20 protein-coding genes are annotated in these 15903 nt (G+C 55.3%); 1 reads left to right on the top strand and 19 read right to left on the bottom strand.

What is annotated here, in order from left to right; genetic code table 11:
* Nucleotides 1-6 precede the first annotated feature (6 nt).
* Nucleotides 7-690, top strand: coding sequence for an ABC transporter ATP-binding protein (locus On2M_RS08345; protein ID WP_187252232.1), 684 nt, complete (start codon nt 7-9; stop codon nt 688-690).
* A 24-nt stretch (nt 691-714) separates the two neighbouring features.
* Here On2M_RS08345 and ldtA read toward each other — a convergent pair whose 3' ends face one another.
* From ldtA to On2M_RS08250, 19 genes are all read right to left on the bottom strand, one after another.
* Nucleotides 715-1644 (bottom strand): L,D-transpeptidase, encoded by a 930-nt coding sequence (ldtA, locus tag On2M_RS08340; RefSeq protein ID WP_151219701.1) that lies wholly within the window; start codon nt 1642-1644, stop codon nt 715-717.
* A 116-nt stretch (nt 1645-1760) separates the two neighbouring features.
* Nucleotides 1761-2825 (bottom strand): nicotinate-nucleotide--dimethylbenzimidazole phosphoribosyltransferase, encoded by a 1065-nt coding sequence (cobT, locus tag On2M_RS08335; protein WP_151219702.1) that lies wholly within the window; start codon nt 2823-2825, stop codon nt 1761-1763.
* Nucleotides 2826-2849: 24 nt separating this feature from the next.
* Nucleotides 2850-3593, bottom strand: a complete 744-nt coding sequence (gene cobS / locus On2M_RS08330; RefSeq protein ID WP_210904630.1) for an adenosylcobinamide-GDP ribazoletransferase — start codon at nt 3591-3593, stop codon at nt 2850-2852.
* Complete coding sequence (cobU, locus tag On2M_RS08325; protein WP_187252230.1) at nt 3590-4135, bottom strand: bifunctional adenosylcobinamide kinase/adenosylcobinamide-phosphate guanylyltransferase; 546 nt, start codon at nt 4133-4135, stop codon at nt 3590-3592. The genes cobS and cobU overlap by 4 nt, the downstream gene beginning before the upstream one ends.
* The gene (locus On2M_RS08320) at nt 4132-5652 is read right to left on the bottom strand and encodes a cobyric acid synthase (RefSeq protein ID WP_210904629.1); all 1521 of its coding nucleotides are present in this window, start codon (nt 5650-5652) and stop codon (nt 4132-4134) included. Before On2M_RS08320 ends, cobU begins: the two co-directional genes overlap by 4 nt.
* Nucleotides 5649-6464, bottom strand: a complete 816-nt coding sequence (locus tag On2M_RS08315) for an energy-coupling factor ABC transporter ATP-binding protein (RefSeq protein ID WP_210904628.1) — start codon at nt 6462-6464, stop codon at nt 5649-5651. The genes On2M_RS08320 and On2M_RS08315 overlap by 4 nt, the downstream gene beginning before the upstream one ends.
* Nucleotides 6465-6472: 8 nt before the next feature.
* Nucleotides 6473-7150, bottom strand: coding sequence for an energy-coupling factor ABC transporter transmembrane protein (locus On2M_RS08310; RefSeq protein ID WP_151219964.1), 678 nt, complete (start codon nt 7148-7150; stop codon nt 6473-6475).
* Nucleotides 7137-7418: an energy-coupling factor ABC transporter substrate-binding protein gene (locus On2M_RS08305; RefSeq protein WP_003030289.1), complete on the bottom strand. Its 282-nt coding sequence runs from the start codon at nt 7416-7418 to the stop codon at nt 7137-7139. Before On2M_RS08305 ends, On2M_RS08310 begins: the two co-directional genes overlap by 14 nt.
* Nucleotides 7419-7420: 2 nt before the next feature.
* On the bottom strand, nt 7421-8158 hold the full coding sequence (cbiM, locus tag On2M_RS08300; protein ID WP_003834098.1) for a cobalt ECF transporter S component CbiM: 738 nt from the start codon (nt 8156-8158) through the stop codon (nt 7421-7423).
* Nucleotides 8155-8868: a cobalt-factor II C(20)-methyltransferase gene (locus On2M_RS08295; protein WP_210904627.1), complete on the bottom strand. Its 714-nt coding sequence runs from the start codon at nt 8866-8868 to the stop codon at nt 8155-8157. The genes cbiM and On2M_RS08295 overlap by 4 nt, the downstream gene beginning before the upstream one ends.
* Nucleotides 8865-9659 (bottom strand): sirohydrochlorin cobaltochelatase, encoded by a 795-nt coding sequence (locus On2M_RS08290; RefSeq protein WP_151224673.1) that lies wholly within the window; start codon nt 9657-9659, stop codon nt 8865-8867. Before On2M_RS08290 ends, On2M_RS08295 begins: the two co-directional genes overlap by 4 nt.
* A gap of 10 nt (nt 9660-9669) precedes the next feature.
* Nucleotides 9670-10455, bottom strand: coding sequence for a cobalt-precorrin-6A reductase (locus tag On2M_RS08285; RefSeq protein WP_151219707.1), 786 nt, complete (start codon nt 10453-10455; stop codon nt 9670-9672).
* The gene (locus tag On2M_RS08280; protein WP_003030278.1) at nt 10452-11177 is read right to left on the bottom strand and encodes a precorrin-3B C(17)-methyltransferase; all 726 of its coding nucleotides are present in this window, start codon (nt 11175-11177) and stop codon (nt 10452-10454) included. Before On2M_RS08280 ends, On2M_RS08285 begins: the two co-directional genes overlap by 4 nt.
* Nucleotides 11177-12232: a cobalt-precorrin 5A hydrolase gene (gene cbiG, locus On2M_RS08275; RefSeq protein ID WP_187252226.1), complete on the bottom strand. Its 1056-nt coding sequence runs from the start codon at nt 12230-12232 to the stop codon at nt 11177-11179. The genes On2M_RS08280 and cbiG overlap by 1 nt, the downstream gene beginning before the upstream one ends.
* Nucleotides 12213-12986 carry a cobalt-precorrin-4 methyltransferase gene (locus tag On2M_RS08270; protein WP_151219709.1) on the bottom strand — a complete coding sequence of 258 codons (774 nt, stop codon included), beginning with the start codon at nt 12984-12986 and terminating at the stop codon, nt 12213-12215. Before On2M_RS08270 ends, cbiG begins: the two co-directional genes overlap by 20 nt.
* The gene (locus On2M_RS08265) at nt 12979-13548 is read right to left on the bottom strand and encodes a decarboxylating cobalt-precorrin-6B (C(15))-methyltransferase (RefSeq protein WP_048235107.1); all 570 of its coding nucleotides are present in this window, start codon (nt 13546-13548) and stop codon (nt 12979-12981) included. Before On2M_RS08265 ends, On2M_RS08270 begins: the two co-directional genes overlap by 8 nt.
* Entirely contained in the window at nt 13538-14143 is a 606-nt protein-coding gene (locus tag On2M_RS08260; protein WP_210904626.1) for a cobalt-precorrin-7 (C(5))-methyltransferase, read from the bottom strand. Before On2M_RS08260 ends, On2M_RS08265 begins: the two co-directional genes overlap by 11 nt.
* Nucleotides 14137-15273, bottom strand: a complete 1137-nt coding sequence (gene cbiD, locus On2M_RS08255) for a cobalt-precorrin-5B (C(1))-methyltransferase CbiD (protein ID WP_151224675.1) — start codon at nt 15271-15273, stop codon at nt 14137-14139. Before cbiD ends, On2M_RS08260 begins: the two co-directional genes overlap by 7 nt.
* Nucleotides 15270-15902 carry a cobalt-precorrin-8 methylmutase gene (locus On2M_RS08250; protein ID WP_151219713.1) on the bottom strand — a complete coding sequence of 211 codons (633 nt, stop codon included), beginning with the start codon at nt 15900-15902 and terminating at the stop codon, nt 15270-15272. The genes cbiD and On2M_RS08250 overlap by 4 nt, the downstream gene beginning before the upstream one ends.
* Nucleotide 15903 lies beyond the last annotated feature (1 nt).

Genomic DNA, 15903 nt, shown 5'->3' with positions numbered 1-15903 from the left:
TCAACAATGTCAGAAATTGCATTACAACTCCGGGATGTGCATGTTGCCTACGGCAACAGCCAGCAATCGGTACTGCACGGATTTTCAATGTCGGTACGTAAAGGGGAAATCGCCTGTCTGCTGGGCGCTTCAGGCTGCGGAAAAACCACGGTGTTACGCGCAGTTGCCGGATTTGAACGACTACGCAGCGGAGAGATTTTTGTGTCGCAGCGCCGCGTGGCTGGCCACGGTGTTCATCTGCCACCGGAAAAACGGCATGTCGGCATGGTCTTTCAGGAATACGCCTTATTCCCCCATTTGACGGCGCAGCAAAATGTGGCCTTTGGGTTGCGACGCATGCCGCGTGAAGAGCAAAAGTTCCGTGTGGAGGAGCTGTTAAAAATGGTGGAACTACACAGCCATGCCAGCCGGTATCCGCATGAACTTTCCGGCGGTCAGCAGCAGCGTATCGCGCTGGCACGGGCGCTGGCCCCGCATCCAGAAATCCTGTTGCTCGACGAACCTTTTTCCAGCCTTGATAAGCGTACACGTGAGCGTCTTGGCAACGAGGTGCGGGATATTTTGCGCGCGGCCGGGCAAACGGCACTGCTGGTTACCCACAGCGAACACGAAGCGCAGCTGATGGCAGACCATATTGGCGTGGTAAAAATGGGGCAGTATCAAATAAAAAAAGCGACCCATCCGACCTGAAGGTCACCAGGGTCGCCCTGAAAATTAATAATGTTTCTGTACCAGGCTGATGTTCACCGGCATACCGGAGCGTCTCTCCAGCGCCTGATTGCCGCGACTCACATCCACGTCATTCCCGCTAATGAAAGTGCGCAGCGCGGGAGTGACCGGCAAGGGAACCTTTCTGTCAGACTCGTATTCCGAACGGTTTCTTGACAAGGGTTCGTGTACTTCCACCCAGCGACTCCCGTCCGGCTCTACGCTGTATTTCACCGGTCGGTCTATCAGTTGCACACGCGTCCCTACCGGTACGGTATCAAACAGATATTTAATGTCGTCGTTACGCAAACGGATGCAACCCTGGCTTACCCGCAGACCAATACCGAAATTCGCATTTGTGCCATGAATGGCATAAAGCCTGCCGATATAAATCGCATACAACCCCATCGGGTTATCTGGCCCTGCAGGAACAAATGCCGGCAAACTTTCCCCGCGAGCCGCGTATTCACGTCGGGTATTAGGCGTCGGCGTCCAGCTCGGCGCTTCCTGCTTACGTTCTACCGCCGTCACCCAATTGCGCGGCGTTTCTCTGCCCGCCTGACCAATACCGATGGGCAAAACTTCAACCGTATTGCCGCCAGCGGGATAATAGTAAAGACGCATTTCTGCGACATTGATGACAATCCCCTCGCGTACGGTATCGGGTAATATCAATTGCTGTGGCACAACCAACGTTGAACCAGACTTAGGCAGAAAAACATCCACGCCGGGATTGGCTTCAAGCATGTTACTCAACCCCTGCCCGTACTGCGCGGCAAAGGCTTCCAGCGGTTGAGTATTGCCATCTGGAATAGTGATTGTCAGAGGGGTGCCCACCAGGCGACTGCCTTCTGGCGGCAGCGGATAACTCACTGCTTGTGATCCCTGACTCACAAGCAGTGCAAAAAGCGCAAAAATCAGTTTTACCCGACGCATTTTTTCCTTTCCTTCGTCGCAGCCGATATCCGTTAAGTATAGCTTTTTTATCTGTTTTAGGGAGTTACATCGAGTTGGCTGATGAAAACCCCGCACTCAAACGGGGTTACAGCTGGCTATGCTTCCTTCCCATCCGGAAGCACAATGTTGCTGGCGGCTAGCTGCCCCATGTTACTGTACATGGCACAGGCGGCTTCAATAATTGGCATCGCCAGAGCGGCCCCGCTGCCTTCCCCCAAACGCATCCCCATATTGAGATACGGATCCAGTTCAAGATGCGCCAGCGCGGTGCGGGCGCCCTTCTCAGCGGAGAAATGTGACGGTATCAGATAGGGTTTAATCTGCGGCGCAATCTGGCAGGCTGCCAGCGCAGCAGAGTAAGAGAGAAAACCATCCAGCACAACTGGAAGGCCACAGGAGGCTGCCCCCAACATCACACCCGCCATGCCGACAAGATCAAACCCACCAACTTTAGCCAGTACATCAATACCGTCATTGCGATCCGGTTGATTGACGGCAATGGCTCGCCGCACAACGTCTACTTTATTGCCTACTCTTGAAAGCGGCAGGTTAGCGCCGATACCGACCACATTCTCGGCATCGCTTCCAGTCAGCACGCTGACGATTGCCGCCGCGGGTGTCGTGTTGGCCATACCAAGTTCACCGACCCCAAACAGCGTTACGCCGTCCCTGGCCAGTCCATGAGTATAACGGATAACTTCCAGCAGTAGCTCCTCGGCCTGTGAACGGCTCATTGCCGGGCCCTGGGCAATATTGCCGCAGCCGCGCGCCACGCGCATATTTACTACGCCAGGAATAGGTTCAGCATCAATACCGACATCAATCACATGTACCTTTGCCCCCGCCTGAGCAGCCAGCACGCAAACGCCGGTCGTCCCACGCGTCATATTAGCAGCCTGAATAGCCGTGACGATTTTAGGCGAAACGGCAACCCCTTCATCCCACACGCCGTGATCGGCGCACATCACCAGCATCGCTTTGCCATTCACATGCGGAACGCCCTTCAGGCCGGGCATTCCGGCCAATTGCACAGCGAGTGACTCGAGCCGACCAAGACTTCCCGGTGGCTTAAGCAAGCCATCGATATGCTGCTGTGCACGCAGCATCGCGGCACTATCAGGTGAAGGTATGGTGTGGAGTAAAGAGGTTAAAGTCTGCATAGGGGTTCCAGTATGTTGGCTGACTCAGAGCAGAGCCAGCAGGAAAATCAACTCGCCAAGTTCAATGGCTGCGCCCAGCGTATCGCCGGTTTGCCCACCCAACGTGCGTTTTAATAACTGCCCAAGAATGAAAATCGCCACTATCGTGACAACCAGTGCTGCTACGCCGTGCATACCGGGAAGCAGTACGGCGGCAAGGACTGCCGCAAATCCCAACGTAACGCAGGTTTGACGCCCGGAGACTTTGCCGATAAAGACATTGCCCAGCCCTTCTTCGCGAGCGTAACGATGTCGATACATCAGCAAAACAGCGGTACCCCGCCCGGCAACACAAGCCGCAGCAAGCGCCGCCAGCATCGGTGTGCCACGCAAAGCCAGTTCGCTCACCACCAGCACTTTCGCCAACAACACGAAAATCAACGCCAGTCCGCCGTGGGTTCCCAGGCGGCTGTCGCGCATGATTTCCAGCATCCGTTCGCGTCGACGGGCAGAGAAAATACCGTCACAGGTATCCGCCAGACCATCGAGATGAAAACCACCGGTCAGCAGCGCGAGGGTCAACACTGCAAACAGCGCCGCCAGGGGGATACCGCACCAGGCCTGCAGCGCCATAAAGACCAGTCCCGTTATCCCGCCCAGCACCACGCCAATCAGCGGAAACATCACAATGCCACGTGAATAGTGCTCGAAATCCAGTCCTTGCGACCAGCGAGCAGGAACGGGCAAGCGACTGATAAAAGAGAGCATTGCCCAGAACAACTTACTCATTTAATTTTGACTCCAATTCCTGATACCACCAGCCAGACCTCATCGGCTGCTGCTGCCAGTCGCTGATTCACACGTCCTGCAATATCGCGAAAATGCCGTGCCAGACGGTTCTCCGGAACAATCCCCATTCCTACCTCATTCGTGACCAGCACAACCTTTGCCGGGCATCGCTGACAGGCGGCAATCAGCGAACGGATCTCATCCTCGATCGACTGTTCCATCGCCGCGTAATCCCAGTTATCCGGATTGCTGTCACCGCCCAGCGCAAACAGCAGGTTGGTCACCATCGTGGTGATGCACTCCAGCAGAATGGCTTCTTGCGGATCGTTTGCAGCCGTTATCAGTTCATCGAGATGTTGCCAGCATTCGGCTGTACGCCAGTGCGCAGGGCGTCCATCGCGATGATGCTGAATTCGTGCCGCCATCTCCTCATCAAAGATCTGCGAAGTCGCGATATACAAAACGTTTGGAGAATCCGCGATCAGCGCTTCCGCATGTCGACTTTTACCGCTTCGCGCGCCGCCGGTAACCAGAATCATCATACTGGCTCCCGGTGTTGCTGCATGATGGTATAAATTTTATCAATATCGATGTGTTGCCTCATCGCATCCGCCAGCAGATCAAACTGCTGCGATTTATATTGCGCGTAATGGAAGGTGGAATCCAGCGGTGCTAACCCTTTACGTACGCGCAGGCCATTAACCAGCCCCCGGGTAAATTCATCGCTGTCAAACAGACCGTGAAGATAAGTACCAAACGCCAGGCCATCCGGCGTAACCGCGCCGTCAGCCACGTTGCCACCGTCCTTGCACAGCGTCATCACCGCCCGGCATTCTTCAGCTAAGGTCGTTTCGCCCATGTGAATTTCATAACCACGAACGGATAACCCCGCCGCGCCCGCCAGCCAGTCAGGCAGCGAGGAGGACATTTTTCCCTCAACCAAAGTGGTAGTTTTGTGCTGGGCAAAATGCGTTACAGTATTGAGCAAGCCCAGCCCCGGCAGCGTGCCGAGTCCTGACTCCACTTCATCGATGATCGTATCGCCGAGCATTTGATAGCCACCGCAAATCCCCACCACCGGCACGTTGTTACTATGCAATTGCACGACACCGTGCGCCATCCCGCTCTCACGCAGCCACACCAGATCGCCCAGCGTATTTTTACTGCCCGGCAGAATCACCAGATCGGCCCCCGCCAGTTCTTCAGGCTGACGCACATAGCGCACACGTACATCCGGCTGTGCGGCAAGCGCATTGAAATCAGTAAAATTCGAAATGTGCGGTATTTGCACAACGGCGATGTCGATGTCGCGCTTATCAGTGCGCAAATATTTACCCTTTTGCAGCGCTACGCCATCTTCATCTTCCAGATCCACATCCAGCCATGGCATGACGCCCAGAACCGGCACTCCGGTCAGCGCTTCAATTTGCTCAATACCGGAATACAGCAACGCCACATCACCGCGAAATTTATTGATGATCACCCCTTTGACCCTGGCGCGTTCATGATCGTGCAATAGCGCCAGTGTGCCGTAAATGGAGGCAAACACCCCGCCACGGTCGATATCCGCCACCAAAATAACAGGACATCGCGCCATTTCAGCCATACCCATATTGACGATATCGCGATCGCGCAGGTTAATCTCTGCCGGGCTTCCCGCCCCCTCCAGCACCAGCACATCGAACTCTTGCGCCAGACTGTTATAAACTGACAGGATTTGATCCCGCAGACGCGGTTTATACTCGTGGTAGCTCACCGCATCCATGTCGGTCGCGACTTTGCCCATCAGCACAACCTGCGCTTTACGGTCGCTGGTTGGTTTAAGCAGCACCGGATTCATACGCACATCTGGCGTAATCCCTGCAGCTTCGGCCTGAAAAATTTGTGCGCGCCCCATCTCCTTGCCTTCTGGCGTAATGCCAGAGTTCAGCGCCATGTTTTGCGATTTGAACGGCGCAGTACGCAGTCCATCCTGATAAAAAATTCGACACAGCCCGGCGACCAACACGCTTTTACCCACATCAGATGCCGTTCCCTGCAACATTATCGCCTGCGTCATGACGCCTCCTTCAGTGCGTTCTCTCGCATACAACTAAAAAATTCAGCCTCTGTTTTACACAGCGGGAAGCCCAGCTCTGTATGCAGCTTCACCAGCCAGGGCTGAGTTAATCCCGCTTGTTCAATCAGTTCCGTACGGGCGAAAACGTCCCCCGGCGTGCCGTGTGTTAGCACCTCGCCCCGGCGTAAAACGTAAACTGCATCACTGACTTCATAGATAAGATCGATATCATGGCTGGAGATAACCACGTGGTTGCCTTGCGCTACGATGCGTTTGATTATCTCAATCATCTGCGTACGGCCTGATGGGTCAAGCCCTGCTGTAGGCTCATCCAGCAACAGGTATTGCGCCTGCAACACCAACGCCCCGGCAATTGCCACACGTTTTTTTTGCCCGTGACTTAAACACTGAATCGGTTGATGGCGAAAATGCTGAGCATCGACCAGCGTCAGCGCATCTTCCACCCGGCGGGCGATTTCAGCTTCATCCACGCCAAGGTTGCGCAGGCTGAAAGCAATGTCACTGTCGATATCGGTGTAAAAGATTTGCTGATCGGGATCCTGAAATACAGTAGCCACCTGCTGACGCAGTGCCAGTAGGCCACGCTTGCTGTAATCCAACGGTTTGCCTTGCCACATCACTGCCCCTTGCTGCGGGCGCAGTAAGCCACTCAGATTCATAAATAGCGTGGATTTTCCGCAGCCATTGGCACCAACCAACCCCGTAACGGCATGCGTAGAAAAGTCCAGCGTTAGCCCCTTGAGGATCGGGTCATCCTGATAGCGAAACCAAAGCGCTGAGGTGGCAAGCATACTTTTCCTTACAGGTGAAAATCACCCTGATAAAGTTTGATATCCAGTGTGGTAGTCATTTGCTGGTAGCGGATCAACACGCGGGTAAACAGCAGTCCCACCAGCATCGCCAGCGAGCGATAGCCCAACGGCAAGCTACGATACCCAAAACGCAGCGTTTGTGCGCGATGAATAGCCAGCGCCTCGTCTAACAGGATAAAAATAAAGCGCCAGGTTAACAGGATCTGCTCAGTAAGCAGGCGAGGAACGTGCGCGCGTTTGAGTAAGATAATCAGCTGCGGAAACGGTAGATTCAGCACCAGCCAGAGCGTTGCCGCCAACGCAGCCAGGCTGCGCCAGAAGGTTTCATTGGCGGTGAAAAGTCCTGAGGCACTAACGCCCAACCAGTAGCTGCCAACGGGAATGCTGGCCAGCAGAGTCTGCGGATCGCGACTAAAACTAAACAGGATGGTCACTACCCCTATCGTCAGAAAACCAAACGGTAATGCCATCCAGCGGCACCAGCGCCAGAACGAAATGCGTAGCAGCCAGCAGCTCAGCGCGGCAATCAGTAACAGCTCGATACCCTGCCCCAACGGGGGCAGAGTAAACGCCAGAATCATCATCATTAGCCAGAGCAGAAATTTCCGCACCGGTGAGACATGAAACCAGCGGCTTTGATAGCTAAGCCTGTCAAGCCCGGTCATCACGACGTTGCCTGCCTTTGGTGTAACCCAGTATGTAGAAAATTACGGCTGCACCCAGCGATCCCTGGAGCGTAAACAACAGGCTTTCAATCTCACCGCTTGCCGGTTCATACAACGGCTGGAACCATGGCTCATAATGCGGGGCAATAGCCTGAATCTGACTCTCTGCTTCACCGTCTGAACCGCCGTATTCTCCACCGTGGTTGATAAAGAACGGCAGGATCACCAGCGCCACTACCATGCCCAATATAATCAGCGTCTTTTTCATCGTTAATGTCCTTGTGCGGTTATTAACTGGCGTTTGGTTAGCTGATCGTAAATCAGCACGGTGAGTAACCCTTCCGCAATCGCGATGGGGATTTGTGTCAGACAGAAAATCCCCATGAATTTAATGATTGAACCGGTAGCGCCAGCAGACGGGTCCGGGAACGCCACGCCCAGTTGCACTGAGGTGACGAAATAGGTGACAAGATCCGCCAACATCGCGCACAAGAAGACACAAACATCACGACGCAGCCCCGCACGGCAGGCCATTTTCCACACCATGTAACCCACTACCGGGCCAATCACCGCCATCGACATGCCGTTAGCGCCGAGCGTCGTCAAACCACCGTGCGCCAGCAGCAGTGCCTGGAACAGCAAAACGATCGCCCCGAGGATAGCAACTACACCTGGCCCGAACAGAATAACCGCCAGGCCTACGCCGGTAGGGTGTGAACAACTTCCGGTAACGGAAGGAATTTTCAGCGCCGACAGCACAAAAATAAAGGCGCCGCACAGTGCCAGTAAAACTTTCTGGTGGTTATCTTCCTGCACGATTTGGCGCAGGCGCACCAGCCCGTACCACAGGCAGGGTAAAAACAGCAGCCACCATGCCAGCGCCCACATCGGCGGCAGGAAACCTTCCATAATGTGCATCGCGAACGCTTGCTCAGGAACAATCATCAGTAATAGCGCCGCAGCCAACCCGCTGAAAGACAGCTGTTTTAGCTGTTGTTCAAGCTTCATTGTGCATACTCCCACTGTTTGTTGACCAGAATGGTCGAGAAATAAGGCAGCGGCTGATCGTCGCTCACCTCGTCGAGATGGCGCCAGCACTGCTCGCCCGGCAGCGTGGCTTCAGACATCATCAGCGCGTAGTCCAACAACCCCTCTTGCTGCAGCAACGCTTTGATGCGCGCAAAGCGACCGTAAACTTTCATCAGCACCAGGCTGTCATGCTGCTTTAACGCCTGCTGAATTTCAGCTTCCGGCGCGGTACAGGAGACCACTGCCAGCGATTGTTGCTCCATGGCGAGCGGAGTTTTCGCACGCGCGGCAATCGCAGCGAAAGAGGTCACGCCCGGGACAATTTCTAACCAGTCAGGCGAACCAATGCGCTGCAGTAAAAAGACCCAGGTGCTGAACAGCATGGCGTCACCGAGCGTAATAAAGCCTACCCTCTTCCCGGCTTCAACTTCCTGAACCAGCGCGGTTGCCACCTCATCCCAGACGGCCTCTTTTTCCGCGCTGTCGGCACTCATGGGAAAATGACAGCAGCGGACCTCGGTCTGCTCGCCGATATACTCCCGTACAATCGACAGCGCCAGGCTATCGCCGCCTTTGCGTCCGGCGGGCGCATAGAGAATATCCAGCATGCCCAGCGTGCATGCAGCACGTACGGTGATCAGATCGGAAGCGCCAGGTCCGGTGCTTAATGCGTACAGTTTTCCGCTCATGCTGCTTCCTCCAGCGCCACATTAAGCGCCTGCTGTAAATGCGCCACAAACATCGCGCGAACCGCCGGGTTTTCCCCCAGTCCGCTGAGCCACGGCGTAGCCGGTATCCCTGCTGCGTTGAACAACGTTTTCCACGAATCGTCTTCGTCGGAGGCCATATCGTTAATCGCATGGTCACCGGCGACTAACATCAGCGGCATCAGATGTACCGCCGTGACGCCTTCCTGAGATAAACTTTCAATCAGCACATCTACTTCCGGGTAGCTTTCCACCGCCCCGACTCGCGCCGGGAAGCGCTGCGCCGTCATCATGTGGTCAAGACAGGCATAGGCAGCAAAAGCGTGATGGCTTGCCCCGTGTCCCATAAACACTACTTTTTCTTTTTCACCCAGCGCCGGCATCTGCTGTTGCAACGCCAGCATCAACTGTGCGTAATCTTCAACGCTGCTCAAAAGCGGTACACCCAGCGTCAGGCGAGAAAACAGCGAGCGCATACTTTGTACTTCGCGGACAATTTTTTCGTATTCGTCGCCGTTGATGATGTGCAGCGACTGAATCGCGACATCCTGATACCCCTGCTCCGCCAGCTTTTGAAGCGCCTGCAGCGGTGTGTCGATTTCAATGCCGTCACGCTGTTTGAGCTTGCGGATTATCATCCCTGAGGTAAACGCCCGGAACAGGTCACGGTCAGGGCAACTGGCTGCGAGATCGCGCTCACAGGCCACAATATTTTTCTCACAGGTGTCGTGATAGCTGGTGCCAAAGCTGACCACCAGAAGCGCCTTTTTCATCTCTAACTCCTTAAGCAGCGGCCAGCCAGCGCGTTAAACGCGCCGCAAAGGCGGCCTGACTTTCCAGTAACTCTTCTCCCGTCACCAACGGTGCCGGACGTGTAATCACGATGCAGGGGATACCGGCATCCAGACAGGGTTGCACTTTTTCCTGATACCCCCCTTCCGCGCCTGATGCCTTAGTAATCACCACATCAGCCTGACAATGTTGATAAAACGCAGCGTTGAACTCGGCGCTAAACGGCCCACACAGAGCAAAGATCTCACCGACGCCAAATCCCAGGTCCGCGCATTGCTGAATGACCTCAGGTACAGGCAAGACGCGCGCCAGCAGCGTTTTCTCTGGCAACTCTTTGCGCCAGATCGCCAGATCTTTACTGCCGGTCGTCAGCAGCACTCGTTCACCGAAACGCCGCGCGACCTCGCTGGCTTGCTGAATACTCTGTACGGTATACAGGTGCGAGTGGGTTAAACCGCTTAACTGTTCGGGGCGCTGATAGCGGCTCAGCAGTACGCCCGCCGCTTCGCAGGCATTCATGATGTTGCGACTCACCACCTCGGCGTAAGGATGCGAAGCATCAATCACCCAGCGCGTCCGATTTTCCTGCAGCCAGGCAATCATTTGCTCACGTTCCAGACGCCCGCAGCGCACCTGACCTTTGATGTCTCCCGCCAGTTGCTTTCCCGTCGGGGTCGCAACTGACAGGGTGTAGGCCACGTTTGCCGCATCCAGTTGCTGGCACAGCATGCGCGCATCGCTGGTGCCGCCCATGACCAGCACATCACCATAATTCACAGCACATAACCTCGGGGTGTGATCATCAGCCCGTCCTGAACATAGGTGGTTTTGTTGCCCACGATCACAAGACTGGTCATATCAACCGGCTCAAAATCCATTTCACCCAGCGTGGTCAGCCATTTTTCCTGCTTTTTACGTCCGGCCGACTTCACAATACCGACCGGCGTTTGTGCACTCTTGCTGGCAGATAACAGCTCAAATGCGCGCGCCAGATGTCCTTCGCGACCCCGACTGCGTGGGTTGTAGAAACAGATAACAAAATCGGCCTCACCGGCGGCAACGATGCGTTTTTCGATAACCGGCCACGGCGTTAACAGATCGCTTAAGCTGATGTGGCAGAAGTCGTGCATCAACGGCGCGCCCAGCAAAGAGGCGGCGGCAATACTGGCGGTCATACCTGGTATCAACCTGACCTCAACGTCCAGCTTTTGCTTGCTGACCAGCTCGAGTACCAGTCCGGCCATACCGTAAATCCCCGCGTCACCGCTGCTGATCAACGCCACATTGTGACCCGCCTGCGCCAGTTCGATCGCCGCCTGACAGCGTTCAATCTCTTTGCACATTCCGGTTTTGATCACCTGCTTGTCACCTGTGAACGCTTTTACCAGGTGGGTGTAGGTTTTATAGCCAACGATGATTTCCGCTGCCTGCAATGCTTCAACAGCTTCCATGGTCATCATTGCCTGCGAGCCAGGGCCAATTCCAATTACGCTTAACATCAGTGTGAAACTCCCAAAGTGATAGTGACGCCCTGTTCTCGCAGGGTCTCGCCTAACAGTTGTCCGTGGCTAAGCAGCCAGGCTGCAGGACCGGAAACGCTTCCTGTGCCCACCGTTTTGCGCACAAACGATGAAGCCGGAAAACGGTGTTCATGCTCACGCAGCGCGTCAGCAGTAAAGGTTTCGAAAGGAACCCGACAGCACGAAGCTAATTGGATAAGTCCCTGTTCATTTTTTTTCAGCGTGATGCTGCCAATTGCTTTTAACGCCAGCGGATCGAGCTGCTGGGCTTCGAGTTGCCTGGCCAGCAGCGCAGCCAGCAGCGGAAACGGCGTATCGCGACGACAACCAATTCCGGCGACAACCCGCTGCGGCACCAGCTTCCAGTGAGGAACCGGCAGGTCGGGTAAATTAGTGCGTAAGGTGATGCACACCAGCGCATCCAGTTCAGGAAGCGAGTTGAGATCGGATACCGTGATAAAACCGCGTCGATCGCAATGGCTGACATCCTGCGTCAGTTCGTCATCCCACCACAGGCCTACGCGCTTGTTACTAACCAGCATCTGATTGACGATCTTCACCGCCGAGCGGAAATCGCTCATCCGGGCATTCAACTGAAATGCCAGCGTATCCAGTGCCGCCATATCATTGACATCTGTCGCCGTGGTGATCACCGGGTCAGCGCCCAACATACCCGCCAGATAACGAGCCAGCGCATTCGCGCCCCCGGCGTGACCGGAGAGCAGGCTGATAACGTGCTGGGCACGTTCATCAATGACCACCACCGCCGGATCGCAAAATTTGTCGTTGACCAGCGGGGCCAGCACGCGCACCGCGATACCGGTCGCGCCGATAAAAATCAGCGCCGAATAATTTGCAAACGCTTCGCGGGCGGTATTGGCAAAGCCGTTTTCGAAGGGAATAAACCCCTCCTCCAGCAGCTTTTCACTGGTAAAACAGGTCACCGGCAGCATGGCCGCCAGACGCTTCGCCAGCACGACACCACCGGGCGTCAGGCAAAAAAGCGCAATGGATTCAGGCTTTACGGTATTCATGGCTAAAGTCCGCCGCATAGAGTTTGGAGTAGTGATACTCCGAGCCCAGGAAATTACCGACCAGAATGAGGGCCGTTTTGCGGATACCCGCATCGCGTACCTTGTCGCCAATATCCGCCAGCGTACCGCGCACAGTCTGGCTTTCCGGCCAGGTTGCTTTGTAGATCACCGCCACGGGCGTGGTCGCAGGATAACCGCCTTCAACAAGGCGTTCAGCCACCCGATGAATACGCTGGACGGACAGATAAATCGCCATTGACGTCTGGTGACTGGCAAATGACTCCAGCTGTTCGCGCTCCGGTACCGGCGTGCGCCCTTCCAGACGTGTGATGATCAGGCTTTGTGAGACCTCTGGTACGGTATACTCAACGCCCAACTCCGCCGCCGCGCCGAGAAATGCGCTGACGCCAGGCACCACCTGCCAGTCAATCCCACGCTTGGTCAGTTCCTCGCCCTGCTCGCGCACGGAACCGTATAGCGAAACATCGCCGGTTTGCAGACGCACGACGGTCTTCCCTGCTTTCACGCCGGCCTCCATCAGGTCGAGGATCTGCTCCAGATGCAGTTCGGCGCTGTCGTGACATTCTGCGCCGGCAGGGCAATATTCCAGCAGTTCGGTGTTAATCAGCGATCCAGCGTAGATAACAACCTGCGCCTGCTGTAGCAACCGGTAACCTTTGAGGGTAATCAGCTCGCGATCGCCAGGACCTGCGCCGACAAACCACACGCTACGGGGATCAAAAATCTCAGACATGGTTTCCTTCCTTCTGACAGGCGATAACAAATACGGGGTTATTCGGTTTGAAATAATGACCATTGCCAAGCGAGGTAAGCGAGGAAACCTGTAGCTGCAGGCAATCCACGCCCTGTACGCCAAGATGGTCCAGATGTGCCAGCGCGGTGTTGAGGTTTTCCTGGAGGATAAACGTCATCACCAGCCGCCCTGCGGGATGCAATTGACGCATTGACCAGTCAATCAGTTCGGTCAAATGGCCGCCGCTGCCACCCATAAAAATGGCATCGGCTTTTTCTGCGATAGTCATCGGTGCAACGCCGGGAAAAATATCGATGTTTGCGCAGGCAAAATGCTGACGGTTCTCATCCAGCAGCCTGAGCGCTGCCGGGTTACGCTCAATTGCTGTCACGCGTAATCCAGGGTATTGCAGCGCGGCTTCTATCGACACGCTGCCGGTTCCGGCACCAATATCAATCAGGTGACTGGCGCGGTGTAATTCAAGTTTTGAGAGGGCAAGTGCGCGTACCGCTTCTTTGGTCATCGGCACTTTCTCTCCACGCAGAAACAGCTCATCTTTCATCAAGGATCACCACTGCATTCATGTCATAGTCGGCGTTAACTTCACTCACGGGCAGGAAATGGATCCGTTCGTTTTCCATCGCCAGGTTTTCGCCAATCACCATCCAGCGATGTCCCTTGCCTCGCGCTATCAGCTGTTGCGCAATTTCACGCGGGCCGCACAGCCCATCTGTCACCATCGCCACCTTGTTATGCCGCGCCAGTTCATCGAAACAGACGCTGCGACCATGGCTACTGGTCAGCCACATATCGTTCATATCAATACCGGACTGCGCACACAGATACTGCACCGCACTAATGCCGGGAATAATGCGCACATTTTCAATACCAAAATGCGCCACCATGCGCGTTCCGATCCCATAGAACAGCGGATCGCCAGACGCCAGCACCACAACCTGTTGCGCCCGGTGCGTATTAATCCAGTCCAGCAGTTCCGGGATATTGGCACCGAGAACAAACTGTTCGCCGGTAAAATCCGCGAACTGCTGCAAATGCCGCTTACCGCCGACCAGAACATCAGCCGTTGCAACCGCTTCGCGTGCCGCAGGCGTCATCAAATGCAAACCGGCAGGTCCCATCCCCACAACGCTTAACATTGCATCTCCTCAGCAATCTCTGCGATCGGACGATTACAACCCAGCACCTGGTTATCAAAGGAGAACATGATGGCGTCGCAGGTCGGGGGATTTTTGGTAAAACGCAACGTTTGCAGGACGCGCATACAAATGCGCTTAGCCAGATGGTCATAAATGCGCTGAAAACCATACGCTTCTATGTGTTCCATCGCCGCCTCGGTGGTATCGCAGTCGCTGACCAGCGTCAGTAGTTCCAGCGGCGCGCCAAGTAACGCGAGATGGGCCACCAGCGTTTCCATACGCGCGTCGGCAATATGGCTATGGGTATGGAAAATGCCCGCCGCGATTTTGACAAGCTTGCCCGGATGTCCCACCAGCACGATTTGCCGGAACCCCAGACGTACAGCTTCTTCAATCATGTAGCCGACAAAGTTGCTCATGGTGACAACCACCTGGGTGTCAATCCCCATCTGCTCGCGCACAAAACGTTCGCCATGGTTTCCCGGTACCAGTACGACGCGTTCCAGCCCCGCCGCTCGCTTAATTTCCAGCTCCAGCGACAGCGAACGTTTCCAGCTCTCTTCCGACATCGGCGTGACGATCCCCGTGGTGCCGATAATCGAAATGCCACCCAGAATACCCAGGCGCGAGTTGTAGGTTTTTTGCGCCCGCTCTTCGCCTTCCGGCGCGAAAATCTCAATCTGTGCCCCTCGATTCGGGCCAATCGCCTCACGCACCGCTGACTCAATGGTCTGGCGAGGTGTGCGGTTAATCGCTGAACTGCCCACCGGCAGGCCGATCCCTTTGCGGGTTACCGTACCAACGCCTTCCCCGCCTTGAAGGGTTATCTCTTTACTCTCGTTTAACGTCACGCGCGCAAAAATCAGCATGCCGTGAGTGGCGTCCACATCATCGCCACCGTCTTTGCGAATAGCGGCTATCGCCTGCTGCCCTTCGATATGCGGCGACTCCACGTTCAGACACAGCGTCACCCCGGAAGGCGTCACAATAGAAACCTGATGGATCAAGTGTTGGCGTAATACCATCAGCGCCGCCACTTTTGCCGCCGCCGTCGCGCAGGATCCGGTGGTATATCCTTTACGCAGTGCTTTACCGTTGTGCCACACCGGCGTATCGAAAGCCTCGCTCATCGCGCCCCCTGCATGTGATAAAGCATGGCATTGACGATAGCGGCAGCGACATTACTTCCCCCTTTACGGCCTAACGCGGCAATGGCGGGCAGACTGCTTTGGGTGAGCGCATCTTTCGACTCTTCGGCACCGACGAACCCTACCGGTACGCCAACCACACCACTGACGGCGACATCATGCTCCAGCAGGCGAAACAACGCTGTCGGCGCGTTACCAAACACAAACAGCTTTTCACCTTCTTCCTTCACTGCGATATCGACGGCCGCCATCGAGCGAGTAATGCCCTGCTCTTTGGCCGTCCGCACAACCCGTGGGTCGCTGATGTAGCAGCGGCATTCACCGCCAAATTTTGCCAGCAACGTTTTATTAATCCCGGACAGAGCCATCGTGGTATCGGTATAAATCACGCTTGAGCGGCTAAGCGCCGCACAAAACTGTTCCAGCACATCACTGGAAAACCACAGAATGTCCAGCCAGTCGAAATCCGCGGTTGTATGAATGACCCGCTTGATAATGGCTTCATGTAACGGGCTGGCAAACTGATAGTCCGGGCGTGTTTCACGAATAATCTCGCCAATAATGTCGAAACTTTTGGCCTCAATCGCCTGGGGTTGCTGGATATATTGCATG

The organism is Citrobacter sp. On2M, assembly GCF_018035235.1.
Taxonomy (GTDB): Bacteria; Pseudomonadota; Gammaproteobacteria; order Enterobacterales; family Enterobacteriaceae; genus Citrobacter; species Citrobacter meridianamericanus.
The sequence above is the reverse complement of the archived record's forward strand: the minus strand, read 5'-3'. Positions and strand labels throughout refer to the sequence as shown.